The 23,728-nt window shown below is 63.3% G+C and carries 22 protein-coding genes and 1 riboswitch; of the genes, 13 read left to right on the top strand and 9 right to left on the bottom strand.

The window, feature by feature from the left end:
• The 5 genes from NZM16_RS12680 to NZM16_RS12660 all read left to right on the top strand — a co-directional run.
• Positions 1-1,220 (top strand): hypothetical protein (locus NZM16_RS12680; protein WP_295480701.1); only part of this gene is annotated, 1,220 nt, incomplete at its 5' end.
• 332 nt (positions 1,221-1,552) lie between these two features.
• A riboswitch (TPP riboswitch) is annotated at positions 1,553-1,667 on the top strand.
• 146 nt (positions 1,668-1,813) lie between these two features.
• Positions 1,814-2,935, top strand: a complete 1,122-nt coding sequence (thiO, locus tag NZM16_RS12675; RefSeq protein WP_295480699.1) for a glycine oxidase ThiO — start codon at positions 1,814-1,816, stop codon at positions 2,933-2,935.
• Between the two features lie 127 nt (positions 2,936-3,062).
• On the top strand, positions 3,063-3,272 hold the full coding sequence (gene thiS / locus NZM16_RS12670; RefSeq protein ID WP_295454120.1) for a sulfur carrier protein ThiS: 210 nt from the start codon (positions 3,063-3,065) through the stop codon (positions 3,270-3,272).
• Between the two features lie 29 nt (positions 3,273-3,301).
• Positions 3,302-4,072 carry a thiazole synthase gene (locus NZM16_RS12665; RefSeq protein WP_295480697.1) on the top strand — a complete coding sequence of 257 codons (771 nt, stop codon included), beginning with the start codon at positions 3,302-3,304 and terminating at the stop codon, positions 4,070-4,072.
• Complete coding sequence (locus NZM16_RS12660; RefSeq protein WP_295452161.1) at positions 4,069-4,692, top strand: thiamine phosphate synthase; 624 nt, start codon at positions 4,069-4,071, stop codon at positions 4,690-4,692. The genes NZM16_RS12665 and NZM16_RS12660 overlap by 4 nt, the downstream gene beginning before the upstream one ends.
• Before the next feature lie 36 nt (positions 4,693-4,728).
• Here NZM16_RS12660 and NZM16_RS12655 read toward each other — a convergent pair whose 3' ends face one another.
• From NZM16_RS12655 to pheA, 3 genes are all read right to left on the bottom strand, one after another.
• Positions 4,729-5,571 (bottom strand): prephenate dehydrogenase, encoded by an 843-nt coding sequence (locus tag NZM16_RS12655; protein WP_295480695.1) that lies wholly within the window; start codon positions 5,569-5,571, stop codon positions 4,729-4,731.
• A 283-nt stretch (positions 5,572-5,854) separates the two neighbouring features.
• Entirely contained in the window at positions 5,855-6,862 is a 1,008-nt protein-coding gene (gene aroF / locus NZM16_RS12650) for a 3-deoxy-7-phosphoheptulonate synthase (protein WP_295452166.1), read from the bottom strand.
• Positions 6,859-8,124 carry a prephenate dehydratase gene (pheA, locus tag NZM16_RS12645; protein WP_295452168.1) on the bottom strand — a complete coding sequence of 422 codons (1,266 nt, stop codon included), beginning with the start codon at positions 8,122-8,124 and terminating at the stop codon, positions 6,859-6,861. The genes aroF and pheA overlap by 4 nt, the downstream gene beginning before the upstream one ends.
• A gap of 1,015 nt (positions 8,125-9,139) precedes the next feature.
• Between pheA and NZM16_RS12640 the strand changes: the two genes are divergently transcribed.
• The 4 genes from NZM16_RS12640 (at position 9,140) to NZM16_RS12625 (ending at position 13,017) form a co-directional block, all read left to right on the top strand.
• Positions 9,140-10,054 carry a 2-oxoacid:acceptor oxidoreductase family protein gene (locus NZM16_RS12640; protein WP_295452171.1) on the top strand — a complete coding sequence of 305 codons (915 nt, stop codon included), beginning with the start codon at positions 9,140-9,142 and terminating at the stop codon, positions 10,052-10,054.
• Positions 10,055-10,065: 11 nt separating this feature from the next.
• The gene (gene porA, locus NZM16_RS12635; RefSeq protein WP_295452174.1) at positions 10,066-11,319 is read left to right on the top strand and encodes a hypothetical protein; all 1,254 of its coding nucleotides are present in this window, start codon (positions 10,066-10,068) and stop codon (positions 11,317-11,319) included.
• 77 nt (positions 11,320-11,396) lie between these two features.
• Complete coding sequence (locus NZM16_RS12630; protein WP_295452175.1) at positions 11,397-12,341, top strand: thiamine pyrophosphate-dependent enzyme; 945 nt, start codon at positions 11,397-11,399, stop codon at positions 12,339-12,341.
• Between the two features lie 181 nt (positions 12,342-12,522).
• Positions 12,523-13,017 (top strand): CBS domain-containing protein, encoded by a 495-nt coding sequence (locus NZM16_RS12625; RefSeq protein ID WP_295452176.1) that lies wholly within the window; start codon positions 12,523-12,525, stop codon positions 13,015-13,017.
• Positions 13,018-13,146: 129 nt separating this feature from the next.
• On the opposite strand, the gene NZM16_RS12620 is transcribed toward NZM16_RS12625, so the two are convergent.
• The gene (locus NZM16_RS12620; RefSeq protein WP_295452179.1) at positions 13,147-14,058 is read right to left on the bottom strand and encodes a DUF3782 domain-containing protein; all 912 of its coding nucleotides are present in this window, start codon (positions 14,056-14,058) and stop codon (positions 13,147-13,149) included.
• A gap of 393 nt (positions 14,059-14,451) precedes the next feature.
• Between NZM16_RS12620 and ald the strand changes: the two genes are divergently transcribed.
• Positions 14,452-15,558 (top strand): alanine dehydrogenase, encoded by a 1,107-nt coding sequence (ald, locus tag NZM16_RS12615; protein ID WP_295452181.1) that lies wholly within the window; start codon positions 14,452-14,454, stop codon positions 15,556-15,558.
• Between the two features lie 25 nt (positions 15,559-15,583).
• Positions 15,584-16,903: an acetyl-CoA hydrolase/transferase C-terminal domain-containing protein gene (locus NZM16_RS12610; RefSeq protein ID WP_295452184.1), complete on the top strand. Its 1,320-nt coding sequence runs from the start codon at positions 15,584-15,586 to the stop codon at positions 16,901-16,903.
• Between the two features lie 1,355 nt (positions 16,904-18,258).
• Here NZM16_RS12610 and NZM16_RS12605 read toward each other — a convergent pair.
• Both NZM16_RS12605 and NZM16_RS12600 read right to left on the bottom strand, forming a co-directional pair.
• Entirely contained in the window at positions 18,259-18,438 is a 180-nt protein-coding gene (locus tag NZM16_RS12605) for a twin-arginine translocation signal domain-containing protein (protein WP_295452186.1), read from the bottom strand.
• Between the two features lie 32 nt (positions 18,439-18,470).
• Complete coding sequence (locus NZM16_RS12600; protein WP_295480693.1) at positions 18,471-18,920, bottom strand: hypothetical protein; 450 nt, start codon at positions 18,918-18,920, stop codon at positions 18,471-18,473.
• Between the two features lie 607 nt (positions 18,921-19,527).
• Between NZM16_RS12600 and NZM16_RS12595 the strand changes: the two genes are divergently transcribed.
• The gene (locus NZM16_RS12595) at positions 19,528-19,902 is read left to right on the top strand and encodes a diacylglycerol kinase family protein (protein WP_295480691.1); all 375 of its coding nucleotides are present in this window, start codon (positions 19,528-19,530) and stop codon (positions 19,900-19,902) included.
• 313 nt (positions 19,903-20,215) lie between these two features.
• Here NZM16_RS12595 and NZM16_RS12590 read toward each other — a convergent pair whose 3' ends face one another.
• Positions 20,216-20,473: a hypothetical protein gene (locus NZM16_RS12590; protein WP_295480689.1), complete on the bottom strand. Its 258-nt coding sequence runs from the start codon at positions 20,471-20,473 to the stop codon at positions 20,216-20,218.
• 36 nt (positions 20,474-20,509) lie between these two features.
• On the opposite strand from NZM16_RS12590, the gene NZM16_RS12585 reads away from it, so the two are divergent.
• On the top strand, positions 20,510-22,273 hold the full coding sequence (locus NZM16_RS12585; protein WP_295452194.1) for a hypothetical protein: 1,764 nt from the start codon (positions 20,510-20,512) through the stop codon (positions 22,271-22,273).
• A 92-nt stretch (positions 22,274-22,365) separates the two neighbouring features.
• On the opposite strand, the gene NZM16_RS12580 is transcribed toward NZM16_RS12585, so the two are convergent.
• A complete protein-coding gene (locus NZM16_RS12580; RefSeq protein WP_295452195.1) occupies positions 22,366-22,713 on the bottom strand; it encodes a metal-sulfur cluster assembly factor in 348 nt (115 codons plus the stop codon).
• Between the two features lie 99 nt (positions 22,714-22,812).
• The gene (locus NZM16_RS12575; protein WP_295452198.1) at positions 22,813-23,469 is read right to left on the bottom strand and encodes a helix-turn-helix domain-containing protein; all 657 of its coding nucleotides are present in this window, start codon (positions 23,467-23,469) and stop codon (positions 22,813-22,815) included.
• Between the last annotated feature and the right edge of the window lie 259 nt (positions 23,470-23,728).

The following is a 23,728-nucleotide window of genomic DNA, read 5'->3' as shown; positions in this document are numbered from 1 at the left end:
GGATTCTCATCGGTCTGCTCGCCCTCAGCCTGTCCGCCTCGCAGCCTCGCCTGTCCTTTGAGGATCGCCTGAGCCTGCAGCTGGCCGGGCGCGGCTTCAATTTCGCGGCCTGGCTGGTTTCCGTGTGGTGGGAAAAGTGGGTCCTGGATGCGGCAGCTCCCCAGGCCTTCCTCGACGAGGCGGCCCAGGAACGGGCGATCCGGAGCTTCGCGCGCCATCTGGAGGCCGCCCAGCGGACAGCGGCGGAGCTGGAGCGTCGCATGGCGAGCCCGGAGCCGGCCGACCCCGCCCAACTGGACGCGCTCCGGCGTCAGTGGGAAGCGGCGCATCGCCGCGCGGAAGCGCTGCGTCCGTTGGCCGAGGCGATCCTCGCCGAGCAACTCGCGATCGTCCTCCATCCGGAAGGGTTGACCTTCCTGGGCTACCCCATCCCCCCGGTGAATTTCCGCCTCGCTGCTCTGCCCAACCTGTTGGTGGTATCCCCCCGGAACCAGATCGTTCAGGAAGCGGCCCTCCCGCTGCAGGCGGACCTCACCGCCGATGAGATGGATCGGATCGAACGGCGCGTCGACGGAGCGTTCAACGTGTCCTCCCTGGTGGTCCCGCTGGGCGGCCTGGCGGTCTACCCTTCGATGATCATGGAGACGACCCACCTCCCCTATCTAACGGAGATCATCGCCCATGAGTGGACCCATCACTGGTTGTTTCTGTGGCCGCTGGGGTGGTTTTACGATCGACCGGAGGCCCGGACGATTAACGAGACTGTAGCGGACATCGTGGGGAAGGCGCTGGGGCAAGCGTGGATGAAGCGATTCTTTCCGGACATGGTCCCTCCGGCGTCCGCGAGCGCGGCGGCCCCTGCCGCCCCTGCGGACACCGGCGAGCCGCCCGCCTTCCATTTCGGCCGAGAGCTGGCCCGGACGCGATCGGTGGTAGAGCGGCTGCTGGCCCGGGGGGAGATCCGGCGGGCGGAGCTCTACATGGAGGCGCGCCGGCGGGTCTTCCTGGAGCACGGGTATTTCATCCGCAAACTGAACCAGGCCTACTTCGCCTTCTACGGCGCGTATGCGGCGGAGGAGGGTGCTGCTGGCGTCGAGGATCCCATCGGCCCGCGGGTCCGCCGCCTGTGGGAGCAGAGCCCCTCCCTGCGCGCCTTCCTGTTCCGGGTCGCCCTCATCACCGATCTGGCCGGCCTCCGCCGGGCGTTGGGGGAACCGTAGCCCGACCCAGGACCTCGTTCCCTGTCCTGCTCCCATACTTCCTTCAGTTCAGCACCTTTCCGAATGCTTCCATGCGGCGGAAAGCGTTCGTGCGGTGCCAGGCTCCTCCGGCGCTTCGCACCCCATGAAGCCGGGACTCGGCATAGTGGGGCGGGGCCGCCTTCGGCGGCCCACCCCAGGATCCCCTGGACGAGAAATCGGTGATTGACTGAAATTGACAGAATGCTTCCTCTGACTTAAAACAAAAACGAAGAAAGCAATCCGCGTCCAGAGAGGATCGGTCGGGCCCCTTTCAGCGGCCCTGCCTGTCCCTCGAGACACACGAAAAGGCGCGGGTCCGTTGGGGGAGTCCGGGTGAGCCGGGCTGAGAGGACGGCCGTATCCGCCGTCGACCCCTGGAACCTGATCCGGATCATGCCGGCGGAGGGAAGACGGGCGCGCCATCGCTTCGGACCGCTGCCCTCGTGGGATCCCCGTTATCCTCCTTCGCTCCGCCTCATGATCCGCGTCTTCGCAGCCAGAAGAAAAACCCTCCCTTGATCTCGCCCCGCCGGATCGATCGACCGATCCCGGGGAGGGGGTGGAATGCTCGTATGGCGGATGAAATCGTCATCATCGGCGGTGGGATCTGCGGGCTCTCCATCGGCTGGCTCCTGGCCCGCTCTGGACGCCCGGTGACGATCCTGGAGCGCGGCGGGGCCGGGCTGGGCGCGACCTGGGCGGCTGCAGGGATGCTGGCCCCTCATGCGGAGGCAGAGCCCGGCGAGGAGAGGCTTCTGCCGTTATTGTGTGCCAGCCGCGATCTGTGGGCCGACTTCGCCCGGGAGCTGGAGGCCGCCTCCGGGATCCCTGTGGATTACCGGGACGAGGGGACCTTAGTGGTGGCCCTGGACCGGGATGACGCCGAGCGATTAAGGTTCCTCTACGAATTTCAGCGGAGCCAGAACCTGCCGACCGAGTGGCTCTCCGGCTACGAGGCCCGGCGGATGGAACCCCACCTTTCCCGACATGTGGTGGCGGCGATCTACAGCCCTCAGGATCACCAGGTCGATAACCGGAAGGTCGCCCGGGCGCTGATCGAAGCCTTCCGAAAGGCGGGGGGGCGATTGCGGGAACACACGGAGGTGACCGGGATCGTCATCGATGAGAACCGCGTCCTCGGGGTCCGCCTCGCCCGCGGATTCCTGGAGGCCCGCACGGTGATCCTGGCCGCCGGGGCGTGGTCCGCCCAGATCCCCGGGCTCCCTGCGGAGGCCCGTCCTCCCGTTCGGCCGGTGAAAGGCCAGATGCTGGCGGTGCAGATGCCCCTCGAGGCACCGCTGCTTCAACACGTGGTGTGGGGGCCGGACGCCTACTTGGTCCCCCGGCGGGATGGACGGTTGCTGATCGGGGCGACGGTGGAGGAGAAAGGATTCGACGCCAGCCTCACGGCCGGAGGCATCTTCCGGCTGCTGCGCGGCGCGTGGGAGGTCCTGCCCGGGATCGATGAGCTGCCTATCGTGGAGACGTGGGTCGGCTTCCGGCCCGGAAGCCGGGACGATGCGCCGATCCTGGGGCCCACCCCAGTGGAGGGGCTGATCATGGCAACCGGCCATCACCGCAACGGCATCCTCCTGGCCCCGATCACCGCCTACGCCATCCATGACCTGATCCTCCATGGGGAACTCCCGGAAATCGCCAAACCGTTCACGATGGAACGATTTTGCCGCCGGTAGGGGATAGGCCTCGGCCGGTCCGAAGGGGGACAACCCCGTTGGGGCACCCCTATGAGAGGACGGACGCCCAATGGGTTGGTGGAAGTGCCATTTCCAAACCTAACCTATGGCAAAGGGGGAAGTTCCAATGGAAGCCACCTTGATCGTCAATGGACAACCTCGCCCCTATCAGCCGCAGACGATCCGAGAACTCCTGGCGACCCTGGGCCTGGATCCGGAACGCCCGGGGATCGCGGTGGCCGTCAACGCCGCGGTGATCCCCCGGCCGGAATGGGGAGATGTCTGGCTTCAGCCGGGGGATCGGGTGGAAATCGTTCAGGCTGTGGCGGGAGGATAATGAAGAACCCTTTCCGAAGGAGGCCATCCATGACCGAGCCTTTAGTGATCGCCGGGCGAGCGTTCCGCTCGCGTCTGATCCTCGGAACCGCCCGTTACCCGAACCTCCAGGTGATGCTCGATGCCCTGGAGGCCAGCGGAACGGAGATCGTCACTGTGGCCATCCGACGGGTGCGGCCGGGGGCGGATGGGGAAAACCTTTACGATCTGCTGAAGGATCGCTACTTCATCCTGCCCAATACCGCCGGTTGTTTCACGGCGCGGGATGCGATCCTCACCGCCCATCTGGCTCGCGAGGCCCTGGGAACGAACTGGATCAAGCTGGAAGTGATCGGGGACGAGGAAACCCTGTATCCGGATACCGAGCATCTCCTGCAAGCGGCCGCCCAGCTGGTGAAGGACGGTTTCGTCGTCCTCCCCTACTGCAACGATGATCCGATCGTCTGCAAGAAACTGGAGGACATCGGCTGTGCGGCGGTGATGCCGCTGGGGGCGCCCATCGGATCCGGGATGGGGATCCTGAACCCCTACAACATCCGGCTGATCCGCCAGATGTGCACGGTGCCGGTGATTGTGGACGCCGGGGTGGGAACCGCCTCGGATGTGTCCATCGCGATGGAGCTGGGTTGCGATGGGGTGTTGCTGAACACGGCCGTGGCCCAGGCGCGGGATCCGGTGAAGATGGCGCGGGCGATGCGCCTGGCCGTGGAGGCCGGGCGGCTGGCCTATGAGGCCGGCCGGATCCCCCGTCGCCTCTACGCTGTGCCCTCCAGCCCGATGGAGGATCGCATCGAGGTATGAAGCTTCCCCAGCCGCCGCTGCTGGTGATCACGGACCGTCGCCTGGCCCGCCGGCCGCTGCTTCCTCTCATCGAAGAGATCCTGGCGGCCGGCGCGCGCTGGGTGATGGTGCGGGAGAAGGATCTCCCGGAGGACAAGCTGGCCTCCCTGGTCCAGGCCGTGATGGGACCGGCCCGGCGCGCGGGGGCATTTGTCGTGGTCAATACCCATGCTTCCGTGGCAGCGGCCTGCGGAGCCGACGGCGTGCATCTTCCGCAGGGGTTCTCAGTTGCAGAAGCCCGGCGGATCGTCGGCCCGGGGCGCTGGGTGGGGATCTCGGCCCACAACCTGGAGGAAGCCCTTCGAGGGGCGGAGGAAGGGGCCGACTACATCACCCTGAGCCCGATCTTTCCCTCCATCAGCAAGCCCGGCTATGGGCCGCCGCTGGGTCTGGACACCCTTCGCGAAGTGGCCCAGGCGGTGCCCATCCCAGTGGTCGCCTTGGGGGGAATCACCCCGGAGAACGCCCGCGCATGCCGGGAGGCCGGCGCGGCCGGGATCGCGGTTCTGGGCTCTGTGATGGCGGCCGACGATCCCGTGAAAGTCATCCAGGCTTATCTGGAGAGCTGGAGGGAGCCCTAAAAACGCATCCCTGCCCGGCGTGGAGAACGGTTCCGCTCAGGCAGGGAGGTTGAGCCCCCGGCGTCGCGCGGCGAGATGCGGCCATTCGGAGGGCAACGAAGGCGGGAAGGCCTGCAACTCCTCTCGCCACCGGAGGAGGATGCGGCAGAAGGTTTCCAGCGCGATACAGATCTCGTCGGCGTTGCTGCGCACCACCTCCCCCATCATCCGCGGATCGCTGGCGGCCACCCGCGTGCTATCCCGGAACCCGGAAGCGGCGATCTCCCAGAGGGCGGGGTCCTCGGCGGCCTCTGCGGCGGCCATCAGGGCCATGGCGGCCAGATAGGGCAGATGACTCACCCAGGCCATCCGCCGATCGTGGATCTCGGCATCCATCCAGAGGGGGCGCGCGCCCAGGACCCTTACCAGCTCCTCCGCCCGCGCCGCTGCCTCCGGCGTCGTCCGCGGCGTGGGCACTAGGATGAAGGGCTTGCCTACAAAGAGTTCGGGATCGGAGGCGGCAAAGCCCGAACGCTCCTTCCCCGCCATCGGATGTCCGCCCACAGCCATGACGCCCTCCGGCAACCGCGCCATCGCCGTGGTCACCTGCCGCTTGGTGCTCCCGGTGTCCAGGATGAGCTGACCGGGGCGCCACGGAAGGGTCTTCAGCAGCTCCTCGATGGCCCCCACCGGCGTCGCCAGGATCACCCCATCGGCCGCGGCAACCAGCGCAGGAGGATCCAGCAGGGCCTCCAGAACGCCGGAAGCCCGCGCCTCCGCCTGCGTGGCCGGATCGCGGTCGGCCCCCAGCGCCGGAATCCCCTGTTGCGCCAGCCGGCGGGCGATGGAGCCGCCGATCAGGCCCAGGCCGATGATCCCCCAACGGAAGCTGTCGCCCATGGCGATCCTGCCGGAGAAGAGGATGATAGGGAGTTAGGAGGCGAGGCGCTTCAGGATCTGTTCACTTTTACGGACGCTGATGACCGACATTCTGTTGCCTCGTGACCTACAATGAACGCCTCTTTCGTTCGTAGCGAGGCACGTAAGTGCCCCGTTCGTAGTAGGGCACGTAAGTGCCCGTTTTTTTGCAAACTCATAACACGCGCTCCGCCTCGCCCGCACCCGTTCCCCCTGGGAACACCTTAAGTGGTAGGGCACGTAAGTGCCCGTCTTATGCGATGAACTATTGGATCATACGAAGCGCGCGGGACACCGCCCGAACCTCCCGGACCATCCGGGCGAAGGCCTCGGGGGTGAGGGATTGAGAGCCATCCGACCAGGCCTCCTCCGGGCGGATATGCACTTCGACCAGCAGGCCGTCCGCCCCTGCGGCGATCGCCGCCCGGGCCACCGGGATCACATAGGCGGCATCCCCCGTGCCGTGGCTGGGATCCACCAGGACCGGCAGATGGCTGAGCCGCTTGGCCACGGGCACGGCGTTGATGTCCAGCGTATTTCGGGTCATCCGCTCGAAGGTGCGGATCCCCCGCTCGCACAGGATCACGTTGAAGTTCCCATAGGCCATCACATATTCCGCCGCCAGCAACCACTCCTCGATCGTCGCGCTCATCCCTCGCTTGAGCAGCACTGGCTTCGGCTGACGGGCAACCGCCTTCAGCAGGCTGAAGTTCTGCATATTCCGCGCCCCCACCTGCAGGACGTCCGCCACCTCGGCCACCAGGGGCGCCTCCTCCGGGGCCATGACTTCCGTCACCACCGGAAGCCCGGTCTCCGCCCGTGCCTCCGCCAGCAGTTCCAGCCCCTCGAACCCCAGGCCCTGGAAGGAATACGGGGACGTTCGGGGCTTGAAGGCACCGGCCCGCAATAGATGGGCCCCCGCTTCCCGCACGGCATGAGCGGTCTCCAGCAACTGGGAACGGGATTCGACGGCACAGGGGCCCGCGATAAAGATCGGGTCCCCACCTCCGATCCGGACTTCCCCCACCCGGATCTGCGTGCCCTCCGGCCGGTAATCCCGGGCCGCCAGTTGAAAGGCATGGCGGACCGGGATCACCCGTCGGACTCCCGGCCAGGCCTGCAGTTCACGGGGGTCCAGGTCCCGTTCATCCGGACAGATCAGCACCGGCTGCGGTCCGTGAACCCAATGGACCGGCTTGCCACGGGATTGCAGGTGGTCCACCAATCGCTGGACGCTACGGGGATCCGCATCGGCAGCGCATTCGACGATCATCGCTCCGCTCCTTTCTCTACAGATACCTGCACTTTTCCTTCCGCCGCAGGGTAAGAGCCCAGCAATTTCAAGAAGGAAGCCCGCTGGAGAAGCCCCAGGAGCGCCTCCCGGCAGGGCGGATCCTGCCAGTGCCCCTCGAAATCCACATAGAACACGTATTCCCATGGGCGCCCCCGCCGGGGGCGGGACTCCAGCTTGGTGAGATTGATCCCTCGCGCCGCGAACTCTCCCAGACAAGCGTGCAGGGCTCCCGGGACATGTCGGGTGCTGAATACGATCGAGGTCTTGTTGCGCTCCGCCCGGGCTGGTTCCCGGGTGCTGACGATGAAAAAGCGGGTAGCGTTCTCAGGATCGTCCTCGATGCCCTCCGCGAGGATCACCAAACCATAGCGCTCCGCCGCCAGGCGGCTCGCGATGGCGGCAATCCCGGGCTCCGGGCGCTCCGCCAGCATCCGGGCGCTGCCGGCGGTGTCGTGGGCGGCCAGCGCCTCCCACCCGTGCCGCTCGATGAAACGGGCGCATTGCTCGAGCGCCTGGGGATGGGAACGAACCACCCGGATATCGGAAAGGAGCGTTCCAGGGGGGGCCAGCAGACAATGCCGCACCGGCAGGATCACCTCCCCCCAGATCCGGAGATCCCGATCCAGCAACAGGTCGTAGACCGCGTTAATCGAACCAGCCGTGGAGTTCTCAATCGGCAGGATCCCGAACTCTGCCCGGCCGGCCTCCACCGCCTGAGCGACCTCTGCGAAGGTGCGGCATGGAAGAAGTTCGAGATCTGACCCGAAGAAGCCCAACGCAGCCTCGTGGGAGTAGGCCCCCGGCTCCCCCTGGAAGGCCACCCGGGGGCGCACAGGGATCCGCTCGGAGGGATCGGTTTCCTCCGCGAGAGGGGGATCACCGGGGCCATTGAAGAGATCGGGCCGGAGTTGCTGAGCTTCTCCCAGATAAATGGGAACGGGTCGGAAGGGGCGCTGAGGTTGAACCAGAAGCAGAACGCGAATGCAGCGGGGGAGCGTGTGAGGGACCGGGATCTCCTGGGCGCACAGCATCGGCACGTGAGTCCAACCGATCTCCCGGGCCGCCGAGGCCGGGAAAGCCGCGGTGAGGTCCGGGGTGGTCGTGAACCAGGCGGCCACGATCTCTTCCGGGGCCAGCCTATTGGCCCGGATGATGGATTCCAGCAACCGGCGGGTTGCAGAAGCGATCGCTTCCGGGGTGTTGGCTTCCGCTGTGACGGCGCCGCGCAAGCCGTAAAGCATTCGCCCCCCTATAAAAAACCATCGGCGCGGGGGCTCTGGGGAGCCGCTCCGCGCCGATGGTGAGGATGTTAAGAATTCAGCTCAGAAAATCAGGTGGCATACGCGAGCGGCCCCGCCGAACGCGCGGCAAAGTAATAAAAGTAATACCGCCAGTAAGCGTGGGCGCTCGCGAAATGCCGAACCTGCATTCCCAAGAACCTCTTTTCCGGATTTGGTTCTACATTATACGGATTCGAGCGGATTTGTCAAGCCCCGGAGGAGGCCGTTTGAAATCCCTCGAGCCTGAGATTTTTCAGACCGTCAGGACCGCGGCCTTGCCCACCCACAAACCACAAAAATGGATCTATCCTCCTCGCCGGGAGCCGAAAGAGCTGAAACGTTTAGGAACCCGATCTCTTCGCCTCAGGGGCGGACTTCGAACGAATTTTCCGGCATGCTCTAAGAGGGGATGGCCAGCAGCAGCCTTACCGGCTCGCGCCGCCTTATGAGGTGGGAGGGGGAAGCATCATGATTTTGCATATGGGATAAATCGAGGCCGCCCATCGAACGCTCGACATTCTTCACGTAAAAACCTTGCCGGAGATCACTGGAGAGGTCAACCATCTCACTTACAGTTGTAAATGAAGGGGTAGTGTTCACATCGCGGCGGATAGGGCCATCGTTCGAAGCAGTAGACCCCGCTGATTCATCCTCCCTCCTCGAGGCCCAAAGAGCTTTGGAGAGGGAGGATTCCGGCGAGGAAGCATCATTCCGGTAGCCCGGTCCAAGCGGTTCGGAATGTAATAGCAGCTACGCAGTTAGGAGTCGACTAAGCGAGGCAGGATGACCCTACCCCCCCTTTATCCCCCTCCCCAAGGCCCCAGGGGCCCTGGGGAGGGGGGAGGAAAAGTATCTTTGGGGCTGGGGCGCCGCCGAAGGCGGCGTCCCAGCCCCAAAACCCATGGGAGAGCTCGGAAGTCGCACATGGCCCCTAATGGGTTTGGGAAGCAAGCAGCGCCTTCGGGAGGGTCAAGCGATGCAGGAGATGATCGAAATCCGATGGCATGGGCGCGGCGGGCAGGGAGTCGTGACGGCTGCGCGGTTGCTGGCTGAGGCAGCCATGGAGGCCGGTTACTTCATTCAGGCATTCCCGGATTATGGTCCGGAGCGCAGCGGGGCGCCTATCCGAGCTTTCACGCGTCTCAGCCGCTCTCCGATCTCCATTCATTCCCAGGTGCAGACCCCCGATATGGTGATTGTTCTGGACGATACGCTTCTCGGCAGCCCATTGCTTCTGGAGGGTTTGAAGTCCGAAGGATGGCTGGTCGTCAACTCCGCCCGGTCTCCGGAACAGGTTCGACGCCAGGCGGGGGGTTACAACGGCCGTCTGGCTCTCCTCGATGCCACCCGCATCGCCCTGGAGGTCCTGAAACGCAATCTTCCCAACACTCCTTTGCTGGGCGCTCTGGTTCGACTGACCGGCCTCTTCTCCCTGGAGGATCTCACCCGTCATATTCGCCACCACCTCGCCGCGAAATTCGGAGAGGAAGTGGTCCGGTCCAACCTGGAGGCGGTGCGCCGGGGATTTGAAGAGGTATGGATCGATCCGGGGCGGATCGCGTCCGGCGAGCGTCCCATCGAAGCGGTCCAGAGCGGAATGGCCCTCCCGTGGTTTGAGCTGCCGCGAGGGGGACTCATCCTGGATGCCGGAAACGCCATCGCTTATCGAACGGGGGACTGGCGGACATTCCGACCGGTCGTGGAGATGGAGAAATGCACTCATTGTCTATACTGCTGGCTCTACTGTCCGGACGATGCAATCCAAGTGAGGGGCGGACGGTTTCTGGGCTTCGATGAGGCTCACTGTAAAGGTTGCGGGATCTGCGCGGCCGTTTGCCCGCCGAAGGCGATCACGATGGTTGAGGAATCCCGGGCAGTGGCGGCTGCATAAGGAGGTGTGCAATGGGTCGATGGGTGGCGCTCGAAGGCACTGAGGCGGTGGCTTATGCGATGAAGCAGGTGGCTCCAGACGTCGTGGCCGCCTACCCGATCACCCCCCAGACCGGTATCGTCCAGGCCTTCGCCCAATTTGTGGCGGATGGGGAGGTGCACACCGAGTTCCTCCAGGCGGAAAGCGAGCACAGCGCCCTGAGCGCTTGTGTGGGGGCCGCGGCGGCAGGTGCCCGAGCGATGACTGCCACTTCCGCCCAGGGACTGGCGCTGATGTGGGAGATCCTCTACATCGCCGCCTCTATGCGATTGCCGATCGTCATGCCGGTCGTCAACCGCGCCCTTTCCGCGCCCATCAACATCCACTGCGATCACTCCGATTCGATGGGCGCCCGGGACTCAGGGTGGATTCAGATCTACTCAGAGAATGCTCAGGAAGCTTATGACAACACCCTCCAGGCAGTCCGCATCGCGGAGCACCCCCAGGTCCGCCTGCCGGTGATGGTGATGATGGACGGCTTCATCACCAGCCATGCGGTGGAGCGGCTGTGGATCGAGGATGATGACGCTGTGCGTGCCTTCGTGGGCACTTATCAACCTGCCTGCACGCTTCTGAACCTGGAACGTCCGCTGACGTTTGGGGCGCTGGATTTTTACGACTACTACTTCGAGCATAAACGCCACCAGGTGGAGGCCATGCGTCGAGCGAAGGAGGCCATCCTGGAGGTGGCTGAAGATTTCGCCCGACGCTTCGGTCGCCGTTATGCGCTCTTCGAGACCTATCGACTGGAAGACGCTGATGTGGCCGTGGTGGTTCTGTCCTCCACCGCCGGGACCGCCCGGGTGGCCGTGGATAACCTGCGGCGCCTGGGATGGCGGGTGGGCCTGCTCAAGCCCCGGGTTTATCGCCCCTTCCCGGATTTCGAGCTTATCCACGCCCTGCGCCACGTTCGGGCCATCGGCGTGATGGATCGGGCGATCGCCTTTGGAGCGATGGAGAACGGGGGACCATTGTGGCTGGAAGTGCTGGCCGCCGCTCACCGTCATGACCTGCGCATCCCGATCGCCAACTACGTGTTCGGGCTGGGAGGACGGGACATCACGCCCTCGGAGATCGAAGGCATTTTCACAGACCTGATGCAGATCGCTGAGCGCGGGACGGTGACCCGCCCGGTGACCTACGTGGGGGTCCGAGGGGAGATGCCGCTCCCCACGCCGGCGGAGTGGTCGCTCTGGATCCCGGAGGCCACCATGGCGGGCGATTAGCGCTGGAGATTTTTGCGGGCGGCGGGGCCGCCCGCCTCAAACCACCAATTGCATGGATTCCAGGCGAGGAGGACGCCATGGCCGCCACGCCTTTGAATCTAAAGGTCCTGTCTGAGAAGCCGACGCCGCTCTCCGGCGGGCATCGCATGTGCGCCGGATGCGCCGAGGCAATCATTGTGAAGCAAGTGTTGCTGGCCATCGACGATCCAGTGGTGGTGATCAACGGCACCGGCTGTCTGGAGGTCTCCACGACGATCTTCCCTTACACGGCATGGCGGGTGCCATGGATCCATGTGGCCTTTGAGAACACCGCAGCGGTTGCAGCAGGCGTCGAGGCGGCCTATCGAGCCCTGATTCGTCGAGGAGGATTCCCAGCGGATCGCCGGGTTGTGTTCGTGGCTTTCGCCGGAGACGGCGGAACGTATGATATCGGCCTCCAGGCGCTCTCAGGAGCCCTGGAACGGGGGCACAAATTCCTTTACGTCTGTCTGGACAACGAAGGCTACATGAACACCGGGATTCAACGCTCCAGCGCCACCCCTCGAGGGGCCTGGACCACCACGACGCCGGTGGGAGCGGCGATGCCCGGCAAACTCCAATGGCGGAAGGATCTCACCGGAATCATCGCCGCTCATCGAATCCCCTATGTCGCCCAGGCGGCTCCCACCCACTGGAAGGATCTGATGTCCAAGGTGCGGAAAGCGATCGCCATGGACGGTCCGGCTTTCTTGAACGTTCTAGCCGATTGCAACCGAGGCTGGCGCCATGACCCGGCTTTAACCCTGGAAGTCACCCGCATGGCGATTGAGACATGCTACTGGCCCCTCTTCGAGGTCGAAGATGGGGTCTGGCGGCTGAATTATCGACCGCGCCGCAAGCTCTCGATTGTCGAATACTTGAAACTTCAGGGGCGCTTCGCTCACCTGCTTCGACCGGAACACCAGGATCTAGTGGCTGAAATCCAGGCGGAGGTCGATCGACGCTGGGAGGAGTTGCTCCGACGATGTGGGGAGCCCGTGTGAACCATGGGCCTCCATCCACTGAGCGATCCGAGCGCTTGTAAGCCGAATCAAGCAACGGGGTAGGCCTTGGGCGGACCCCCTCGGTGATCGGTTGAATTTCTGGGGGGATTTCAGATGTGAGGCAGGCACCAAGGGCGCCTGGCTCATATCCAAAGAGATCTTCGCGGGGGAGAGCTTCAAGATGCTGGTTGCCCGTGACATTATGACTCCTAATCCGGTCACTGTTCGGCCGGACGATCCTTTAGGCGTGGCGGTGGAGAAGATGCGCTCCCGACGTTGCCGCCGACTGCCCGTGGTGGAGGGGGATCGACTCGTCGGGATCATCACGGATCGCGATGTGCGTCTGGCCTTGAATTCCCCCCTGGTGCTTCATGAGCGCCGCTCAGACCAGCTGCTTCTGGAACACGTGCCGGTGCGGGCGTGCATGACCCCCGATCCGATTACGGTATCTCCAGATACTCCTGTGGTTGAGGTTGTCCGCCTGATGCGCGATCACAAATTCGGCGGAGTGCCGGTCGTTGAAGAGGGGCGGCTGGTGGGGATTATTACGGAGACAGATTTAATGGAGCTTCTGATTCGTCTCCTAGAACACGGGATCGATGAGACCCGGTGGGTTCAGATTCGACGCCATGGGAATCGTCAGATGCCTTCCATCTACGCTCGGGAGCACTCATAAATAGAATTCTGGGATGGGCAAGCGGCCACCAAGGGCAGCCCCTGCCCATCCCAGAATGTCGCATCCACTCTCCCCTCCCCGCCGCTCAAACGCTGGACCGCAAGGCGCAAGGAGGGAAAGTATATGGGATTACCCCTCCGCCTCGATTTCCTCAGGCTCCCCATAGATCTCCCAGCCCAACTGACGAGCCATCTCCTCCACACCGGGCTCATACCACGGAGTCATCAGAATGCGCCGATGGGCTTTACGGCCCGTCTGGCGTTCATAAAATTTGACCTTTCGCTCCATGGTTGGGAGCGCATCCCGGCTCACCGAGGTGCGCAATTCCACAATCAGCGTTCGGCCATCCTGAATCACCACATCCAGCTCCACGTCGGATGGGTAATCGAACACTTCACCCTGGGCATCAAAGGCCACCCATCGTTCCACCTCAAACCCAGCTGCCTCCAGCACTGCGCGCATCCCCTCCCGCCAGGCCCTCTCACTGCGCGACCCCCAGCGGGCCCCAAAGGCATTCAGACGCCGTATCAGCCGTTCTTCCATTCGAGTCAGACGGGCCTCCAGGCGTTGCTGACCTTCCTCCAGGCGGACCACCTGTTCCGCCAACTGCGCCATCGCCTCTTCCAGGCGAACCGCTCGCTCCGTTAACTGCGCCACCACCTCCTCCAGGCGGCCCACCCGCTCCGCCAACTGCGCCATCGCCTCTTCCAGGCGAACCACCCGCTCCGTTAACTGCGCCACCACCTCCTCCAAACGAGCCAGATGCTCCTCCGCGCGCCCCTGCGCCTCGGCCAGCCGCGCCAGCGCCTCCTCCGTATGGGCCTGCGCTTGAGTCTGGCGGATCTCCATTTCGACGGAACGGGTGAGCGCTTCGGCCAGCTCAGCGAACCGGCGATAGACCTCTGCCCGGAACGCCTCCAATTCCTGAGGCATCCGTAACAGATCCTCAGAGAGCAAAAGGGCCCGAAGCGCCTCCCGCCATTCAGGGTGCTGCTCCAGCAGCTTCAGGAGAGTCGGTAAATCCTTCAACGTGATCGACATTCCGAGCTCCGGATACAATTCTTCTATTATATGATAGGAGTCACACAGTTGAGGGCCGGTCGGACGAGGTGGAAGGGCCTCGCCTCCCTCTGTCTCTTCCCTCCCATGGCCCGAAGGGCTTCGGGAGAGGGAGAGAAGACTTCCTGGGGAAGCGACGGCGTAACTCCTAAAAGAATCCGTTCCCCTCTCCCCCCGCCGCGAAGCGGTCATCCCTTTCCCTCGACCCATGAAGATAGAAGGGAATTTGCTGCCTCCGCCTGGCAAGAAGAAGGATGACAAACGTAAGGCGAATTCGTATGATTTTTATTCGCTCCCCTTTTCTGAATTGCTGAAGTAGCATGAAGACAGGAACGAAACCTTAGCCTGTCTAAAGAGTGAAATCCGGAGGCAGAGATGCATATCGGGATCCCAAAGGAGCGTCGACCGGAAGAGTATCGGGTGAGCCTCACCCCCGCAGGGGTGGAGATGCTGGTCCAGGCTGGTCACACGGTATGGGTGGAGAGCGGAGCCGGCCTCGGCGCGGGTTTCACCGATGAGGACTATCGCCACGCGGGTGCTCAGATTGTGTATTCCGGCCCGGAGGTCTACGGGCGAGCGGATCTGGTGGTGAAGGTGGCTCGGCCGACCCAGGAGGAATTCGAGTGGCTGCGGGAAGGCCAGGCCCTGATGGGCTTTCTCCATCTGGCCGCTGCCCGCCGGGATAAGATCGATCTTCTCCTCCAGCGGCGGATCACGGCGATCGCCTACGAAACCGTGCAGGCGGAGGATGGGAGCCTTCCCATTCTGGCTCCCATCAGCGCGATCGCTGGGCGGATGGCCGCTCACGTAGCGGCGACACTGCTCCAGAACGACCGGGGTGGCAAGGGGATCCTGCTGGGCGGGGCCCCGGGCGTCCCACCAGCCGAGGTGGTGATCCTGGGAGCTGGGGTGGTCGGATCCAATGCTGCCCGGGCTTTTGCCGGCATGGGAGCGAGTGTTTACGTGCTGGATAAAGAGATCCGTCGGCTCCAGCGCATGGAGGAGCTCTGCGGCGCCCAGGTGGTCACGATGATCTCACATCCTTACAACCTGCGGAAGGTCGTCCGCTTCGCCGACGTGCTGATCGGCGCCGTGCTGGTGCCCGGGGCTCGCGCCCCCATCCTGGTCACCCGGGAGATGGTTCAGACCATGAAGCCACGATCCCTCATTATGGATATCTCCATCGATCAGGGGGGATGCATCGAAACCAGCCGTCCGACCACCCATCGGGATCCGATCTTTATCGAGGAAGGAATCATTCATTACGCCGTCCCGAATATGACGGGTGTGCTGGGGCGGACAGCCACCCATGCCCTCACGAACGCCCTGTGGCCATTCCTGGAAGAGATCTCACGGCTGGGTCTGGAGGAGGCCATCGCCCGCAACCCGACCTTGGCCCGCGGTGTGAACACCCGGGAGGGGCGGGTAGTGCATCCGGAGCTGGCTCGCGTTCTGGAACTGGAAGCCTCAGTCCGACAATGAAGAATCCTTCTACAGGAGGCATCGGATGTCGTGGGTGGAAATATACAAGGAAAAGCTGATGACCGCTGAGGAGGCGATCCGCCGCTACATCCGATCCGGGATGCGGGTCTTCCTCTCCGGGAACTGTGGCGTTCCACAACGGTTGCTGGCCGCTTTGGTGGAATATGCTCCCAACCTGGAGAACGTGGAGATCGTGCATGTCCTCACAGTAGGTCCGGCGGATTACGTAGCCCCAGGAATGGAGAAGCATATCCGCGTCAACACCCTTTTCATCAGCGATAACGTCCGCCGGGCCGTTCAGGAAGGCCGGGCCGATTTCACCCCATGCTTCCTTTCCGAGATCCCCAGCCTGTTCCGAAGCGGTCGCCTTCCTCTGGACGCCGCCTTGATCCAGGTATCCCCGCCTGATGAGCATGGCTTCTGCTCCTTCGGCGTGGAAGTCGGGATCACCAAACCGGCTGCCCACTCCGCTCGCATCGTGATCGCTGAAGTCAATGAGCACATGCCTCGCACCCTGGGCGACAGCTTCATTCACATCTCCCGACTTACCGCCATTGTCCCGGTATCGTATCCCCTACCCGAGGTTCATATGGCCGAGCAATCCGAAGTCGCAAGGCGGATTGCAGAGCATATCGCGGCCATGATCCCGGACGGCGCCACGTTGCAGACAGGGATCGGGGCGATCCCCGATGCTGTGCTCCGAGCCCTGATTCATCATAAGGATCTGGGGATTCACACCGAGCTGTTTTCCGATGGGATCATCGATCTGGTGGAGAAAGGGGTGATCACCGGAGAGCGAAAGACCCTCCATCCGGGGAAGATCGTGGCCGGCTTCATGCTGGGCACCCGGCGGCTGTATGAATTCGTCCACGACAATCCGATCATCGAGCTACATCCTACCGATTACGTGAATGATCCATTTATCATCGCCCAAAATGAGCGCATGATCGCTATCAACTCCGCCATAGAGGTAGATCTGACCGGCCAGGTCTGTGCTGATAGCATCGGCCATCTGTTTTACAGCGGCGTGGGGGGACAGTTGGATTTCATCTACGGCGCCTCGCGGTCCAAAGGAGGTTTGCCGATCATTGCCCTCCCCAGCACCGCACGCCTGAAGGACGGCACGGTGGTCAGCCGCATTGTGCCGATGCTCAAGCCCGGCGCAGGGGTGACCACCACCCGCAACCACGTCCGTTTTGTGGTCACCGAGTGGGGAGTGGCGGATCTCTATGGCCGGACCGTCCGCCAGCGGGCCCGGGCCCTCATTCAGATCGCCCACCCGGATTTCCGGGAAGAGCTCGAGCGCAAGGCTTACGAGCTACGCTATTTACGGGAGGACCTTTAGCGTTAGCCTTTTGAATGGATGGATCATCCTTTTCCCCTCCCCAGGCCTTTCGAACTGGGGAGAGGTGAGGAGCAAGCGATTGGAGATCGGAAGAGGGACCGAGAGCCCCGGCGTCCGTTCGCCCCGTAAGGGGACGGATCCGGCCTTACGCCCGGCGCTCCTCAAGCAGGGAGGCGAAGGCGGGCCCCCTCCGGCTCCCCCTATGCCGGTGCAATGCCCTCCGAGGCCCGAGGGATGGCGGGCGCTCGGCCGCCCGGATCCCGGTTTCCAAACAGATAGGGGCGAAAAATATTTCGCCCCTACCCTTTACTGGGTGTCTGTAGGGTATGATTGGAGGTATGAGTAGGAACAAGCCGCTCCCACTCCCGACCACAGAGGCACCCGGAAGAGCGAAAGAAGCAACCCAAGAAAACCCGCTACCGGGTGCGGAATGGGCCGGAATAGGACCGGGCTCTGGGCCAGAGGGACTCTGTGACCCTCTGGATATCGGAGGCGGCCATCGCCGGATGGCGGGATGAAGGGCCGAATCCGCGGGAAGCCCCTTTCGTCTACCGCTCGGGAGGTCTTTCCCCTTCCCCATCGGGGAGCAGCGGGCTTTGTCCGTTTGGATTCCCCGGCCAGTCCCGGACCCTACGACCCTTTCCCAGCGAGGCCGAAAGAGGGACATCCCCCTTCCGAAGCGGGGGCAGGGCTTCCTGCCTCGGGTTCTGGATCGCTGTGGACGGAAGGTCTGTGGGGAAGGGGAATGGAAGGTGCGCCCGGCACGGATCTTCCAAGCGGCGCCCTGGGCGCAAGATGCACCGGGCTGTAGAGGGCGAAGGGGGCGAGATGCAGGCGGTGGAACGGGGCGAAGCGGGCGTTCCCGAGGCGAAAGGCGTCTGGCCGATGCGGGGGGAGGTGGAACAACCCCTGGCCGGTGCCGCGGGGGAGGGGCGTGAGGCCTGTTGGGAGGTCTATGCGGCCCTGCAGGGGTGCCGTCCCGGTGTTCGGAGGGCGATTCCTCCCTGGCAGGGGGCTGACCTCGGGCGGCACGGCGAGGCGAGGGGGCCACCGCTGCGGCGGGAGGAGCGTTGGGGTGATATTCGTTGGCGCGGTTGCTGGGCGTGGAAGCGGGATTGGGGCTTTCATCGTCGTTCTCGGGCCGAGAGGGCGGTTTTTCGTTTGAAGATCCTCTTGGGATCCTCTTGGAGGGCCGGTTTGCTGGAAACCCGGCGGACGCAAGCCCGTGTTCGCTGTGGGGCGTTGAACGGGATGATCGATCTGGGGAGGCCAGACCGTCACACGGGGACTTGAGCCGGCGGCGAAGAGATTCCCATCCATGGAGACCTCTCCCCTATCCCATCTCGGCAAGCGATTTATGCGCCAAAGCTGCAGTAGTTGCAAGTAACCCACACCTCTTCCGGCCGATACCACGGCCAGCGGATCCGACGGGTTCGCAGGAAATGGAGCACCAGCTCCCCCAGATGAGAAAGCCCCGCCCATGCGCCAGCGAAGGCTCCCAACCGCTGCAGAAACTCCCGACGGGTGAGCGTCATTCGCAACCTCCTCCCTCCAGATTGCTCATCGGTCATCCGGGGAGACGGATCCCAGAACCCTGCTCAGAGAGCGGGGATAGAAGCCCCTCCCGTTCCATCGCCCGACGGACCAAGCAGAGAATCGTGACCAACCACTCCTCATCCAGACGATCCCGCGGGGTGCTCGCGCACGCGCCCGCCCTCCATAGCGCTGTCCGATAGGCCTTTGGAGCGGCAGGTGGCAACAGGACCACAACACGCATGAATGGATTCCGCTCAAACAGATGAGTAAGAAGAGCAATGACCTCTTCTCTGCCCCACTCCCAATCCAGAAGCAACAGCGTGGTAGGAGAGACCGAGAGCTTTTCCTCAAGTTGCCGTGAGTCTGCTGCTTCATCAATCTCCACGGGCCATGGAAGGAGATCGACGGCGAGATCCGTAATCCGCCGCATGGTCTGGCGGAACACCGGGGAGGCGATCGCCAGGAGCACCCGCAGGGTCATGGTCTGTTCCTTGTTGCAGGATGAGGCACACAACTTCTTTCCAGGCATGAATATCGCAAGGACACGGTCTTTCGACATCAGGGATCTCCCTGACAGGGTGGACATAAATTCCCTGATCCCCCACAGTGGAAATCCTTGAACGGATGTCGGGGTATCCCCCGAACCGCCAGAGGAGGGGTCTGTCCTTTGAAAGGGCTGGGGGACGCCCCGGCCCCTTTAGGCCGTAGTCCCGCCCCCAAAGCGCTCGTCCACAAAATCGACTAATTCCTCTTCCCGGAAGCCCTTTGGGCCTCCAGGAAGAGGAATTCAGGAGGAGAGGACAGCAGTGCCGCACCTTAATCCGTTTGGGGGTTATGCAGTGGGAGCTGATCGAAAAGGTAGAATGGCCTCATCCCTTCTTTCCCATGGCCCAAAGGCCACGGGAAAGAAGGGAGAAAAGACTTCTTTGGGGCGAAGCCAGCGCCTTCAGCACCTGGCTCCGCCCTAGAAGCTCCCGGAGGAAACCCACTGCGCAACTCCTACAAAGTAGTAAAAATAGATTGGGGACGGAGCCAAACGGTTGGCTTCGTCCCCGATCTCCATCCGGGAAGAAGGAGGAATCTCTGACTTGCGCGCCCGCACATTGTGGGAAAGCTTCCGGTTTGCCTTCGCTGGGCTACGATATGCCTGGCGAACACAGCGGAATCTGCGGATTCATATGGCCATCACGGTGGCCGTGATGGCCCTGGCGGGGTGGCTTCGATTCGACCCTATCCGCTGGGCTGTCTTGATCCTGACCATCGCTCTGGTCTGGGCGGCGGAGTTGCTGAACACCGCCCTGGAGGCCATCGTGGACCTAGCCAGCCCCTCCTTTCATCCGCTGGCCCGGATCGCCAAGGACGTGTCCGCCGGGATGGTTCTGCTGTGCGCCATAGCGGCCGTCCTGGTCGGCCTGGCCCTCTTCGGGCCGGGGTTGTGGGCTCTCCTGAGCCCATGGAGTTAGTGCCCGATGATCACAGATTGCTGAAGTCTCCAGGGACATGACCGACCTCAGCGATCTGCCCCACCGGAATGCTGAGGATCTGTAGGGTGATGCGCGGATAGCCCGCAGATCCAAGCACAGCGCTTTATCCATTGATTCGGGGCTTTCAGGGATGGTGCGAAGGGCCTTCGCCCCTCGCACCGCTTCGCGATATTTTGGGATCGGATCACCGCGCTCAGCTCGCCTGACCGTTCCAGCCCAGATGAGACGTCTTACCGTTGATGCGCTGCATGTCCCTCGATCCCACATAGCGCTTCACAACGTCATGGAGAGGTCATCCATGCCCCAACGGTCGACGATCCCTCAGCCTCTGGATGGAGATCGAAGAGAACTCACAGTCAAGCGAAGCCTGCTCGCGCTTCCACCATCCTCCCCGGTTGAACGTCTCCTCCGGGCTTGCAAGGGCTGGGGTTGGAGCATCCTTTTCTTGCTCATATTTGCCCTTTATGTGCCTGTCCTTTCCGTTGGTTTCTTCTCCGACGACCTCCTCTTCTCTGTCCTTTCTCAGCAGGATCTCCTCACGCTTTTTCATGGCGCCCAGGGTTTCCTGCACTATCGGCCGCTTTCGATGGCTCTGTTCTGGTTGATCCAGAGAGGGTTCGGCTACGACCGCGCCATTTTTCATTTCCTCACCCTGGGCATCCATATGTTGAACACCGCCCTGCTCTATCCAGTCCTTCGGCGCCTGGGGGTATCTCCCACCCTTGCCGGGAGCGCCGTTGCGCTGTTTGGCCTCTTCCCCTTCGCCCATGAACCCATCGCCTTCCTGATGGGATCCGTCCACAGCCTCGCATTGCTCTGGATGCTGCTTGCTACCTGGCTGATCCTCCGCACCGGATCCCGGGGGATAACGGCGAAGGTTCTGGCAGCCCTTGGAGCCTATGGGGCGGCGATCCTCTCCCACGAGACTGGTATCGTCTGGCCAGCGTGGCTGTTAGGGATCGCCATATGGCATCCGGGCCGCTTCCCCACCTTGCGCGGGGCAATCCCGGCGGGCTTCGCATTGGGGATCGGCTACATGTTGATCTGGCGCACCCTTCCCCGGGGGGATCCTGGCGTCCTGGCCCTGCCGATCTTCACCCTGGAGAGCAGCCTCTATGCGATGCAGGGCTGGTTGCACCCCCTTGGACCGATCTTCGGAGCCCTGTGGAAGGCCCTGTTCGCGCCCCGGCCGATCCTCCTGCGAGCACTACGGCCTGAAGACTGGGTCTTCCTGGGATTAGGGGCCGGGATCACGCTGGCGATGGCCGGATGGGCTCGGCCCCGATGGAGCGTTCCCCTGGGCCTCTGGGGATTTGGGGTCAGCATCACCCCCGCGCTGATCTTCTGGGGTCCCGCCTCCGGGATGATGAATTATCCCCGGATGCTGCTGATCCCAGGCATCTGGAGCGCCCTGGCCTGGGCAGGCGTCCTGGAGGGGATCCGCCGTCAGGGCGCATGGGGCCGCATCGCGGCGACGGTCATGCTGGGAAGCGCCCTGACGATCTCCGTGCTCCTGATCGCCAGCTCCCTGGGTTACTATCGGGATGCGACCCAAATCCTTCAGGGGATGGCCCAGGCCGCATGGGAGGCGAAAGAGCGTCCCATTCTCTTCGTGAACCTGCCTTACAACGTGGGCTATCGCTGGTTCCGGGCTCGCTACTATCCGTATCCCTACGGAGGAGCAGGGGCCGTGCTGATCACAGACGATCGGCAGCTGGCCTGGTATATTCGGATCAACGGCGGGCCGGATCTCACCGATCGGCCGGAGGGGTGGGTGCGGAGCGCGCGAGTGGATGCCTTATATCCGGGCTGGTTCATTCCGGCCCCTCCGGCAGGCTTCCACGAACTCCGAGATGCGCTGAAGGATCACGCCGTCTACGTGTTCCGGGAGGATCTAGGCTGGGTCCCCCTGCATCACCTCTGGCGGGTGGAGGGGGCCTGGACGAAGGCGCTTCATCCGGAAGAGGGGTTCAACTACCTGGATCCAGCTCCTCTCTTTGACGGAAAGATCAAGCTTCTGGGCTGGCGGGTGGAGAAAGCGACCGGGGAATTGATCCTGCTCTGGGAAGCGGAGGCCGCACCTGGGCGTCGATGGCAGGTATTTATCCATCTGCTGGACGCGGAGGGTCGGATGATCGGTCAGGCCGACGGCCCGATGGCGGGCGGGCTGGCCCCCACCGATGCATGGCGCGGGGGGGATCAGGTGATCGATCGCCATCCCCTTCCAGCGGGCCTCCGGCCCGCAGCCTTCCGGGTTGGGCTCTACGATCTGGAAAGCGGGGAACGGTCCATCGTGGAATGGAAGGGGAGGCCGGCGGAGGATGGCAGCATCATCCTTCCTGTTCCCTGAGGCCGGAAGATTTTGGGGGCGAGGGAGGTCGCTGAAGGCGACCCCACTCGCCCACGAAAACCTCTTCACCATAAGGCTGAATTTGCGTTAGCTTACCAAAGCCCCCACTCCGCGAGGGCGTCCTCCTCCATCATCGATGGATCCCACATCTCCATTCCCAGGGTCACTTTGGTCGGCCGGCCGGTGACCTGCTCGGTCACGTAGCGCACCTGCTCCAGGAGATAAGGGCCCGCCGGGCAGAAGGGCGTGGTAAGGATCATCGTAATCTGAATCAGGTCGGGCTGGATCTCGATGTTCCGGATCAGGCCCAGCTGGACGACATTCATGCCGATCTCTGGATCGATCACCGCTCGCAGGGCCTCCCGGATCTTCTGGATCTGCTCCTCCTGGGATTCGGGGGTTGTAGACGGAGAAGCAGCCTTCGAGTTCATCTCGCTCATCCGTCACCTCCTCAGTGAGTTCGCCTCAGTTCTTCGTTTGCGGATCCTGGCCTGCCTCTCCGGATACTGCGAAGCGACATGCTTCCGTTCCGGACGCGCTCACCCACCTGTCCCAGATGAGAGCTCCAGGAAAGGCTGGGCGGTTTGCGGCTTGATGATGAACGTGCAGTGAATATCCCCGCTCAAAATGCAACGGGCACGCTCCACATCAGCCTCCAGCGTCAAAGAGATCAAGGCGCGATCCAGATCGCACACCTCCGGGTGATGGTGGACCACGTAGTTATATGGACAGTTGTATTGGTGCAGGCGCAACTCATTGCCCAGCTGCTCCCAGCGGGCCAGGAAGCCCTCTTCCCCCAGCAATGTGACCAGCGCCTCCAGCTTTTCCTCCAGGGTCCGGCAGGCTCGCACCCGCTCGCCGTGCTCCACCGCGATCTCGCGGGCGATGGCGATAAACAGGCGATGGATCTCCTCTTCGGGCATGCGGGTTTTCAATTCGTTCAAAAGGCGGGCTGCCAGCCGATGATAGCCCTGAGGGAACTGGGAAAGGGCCTCTTCCCGCAGAAAGAACACCAGGCGGGGTCGCCCCACACCCCGACGCTCTAGCTGGGCATCCACCAGCCCTTGACGCTGAAGGACATTTAAGTGATAATGAACGGTAACCGGCGTGAGCCCCAGCTCCTCCGCCAGCTGGGCCACGGTCATCCGTCCTCGCTCTTTCAAACGCTGTAGAATCTGCTGACGGGTCTGGCTCATCGAACACTCCCCTTTCCAGGCCAGTTTGAAGGTCTCCGCTCTCGAACGCGCCTGCCTCCCAAGGCGCTTTCCCAGGCCCTCACGGGGATGGGGTGGTCGCTCCGGGCCGTAGGGATAATTCTTCGCTGCATGCAGTATTTTTCGTGGGGTGTGGGGCGCCGGGAAAGGCCCCCCCCCCCCCCAAAAAACAGACGTTTTACAAACCCATACACCCCAGACCCCCACAGAAGGGAAGGGGAGGAGTGGGGCGGAACCCAGC

The sequence above is a fragment of the Thermoflexus sp. genome, assembly GCF_025055495.1.
GTDB lineage: Bacteria > Chloroflexota > Anaerolineae > Thermoflexales > Thermoflexaceae > Thermoflexus.
Note: the sequence above shows the minus strand (reverse complement) of the source record. Positions and strands in the feature narration are given on the sequence as shown.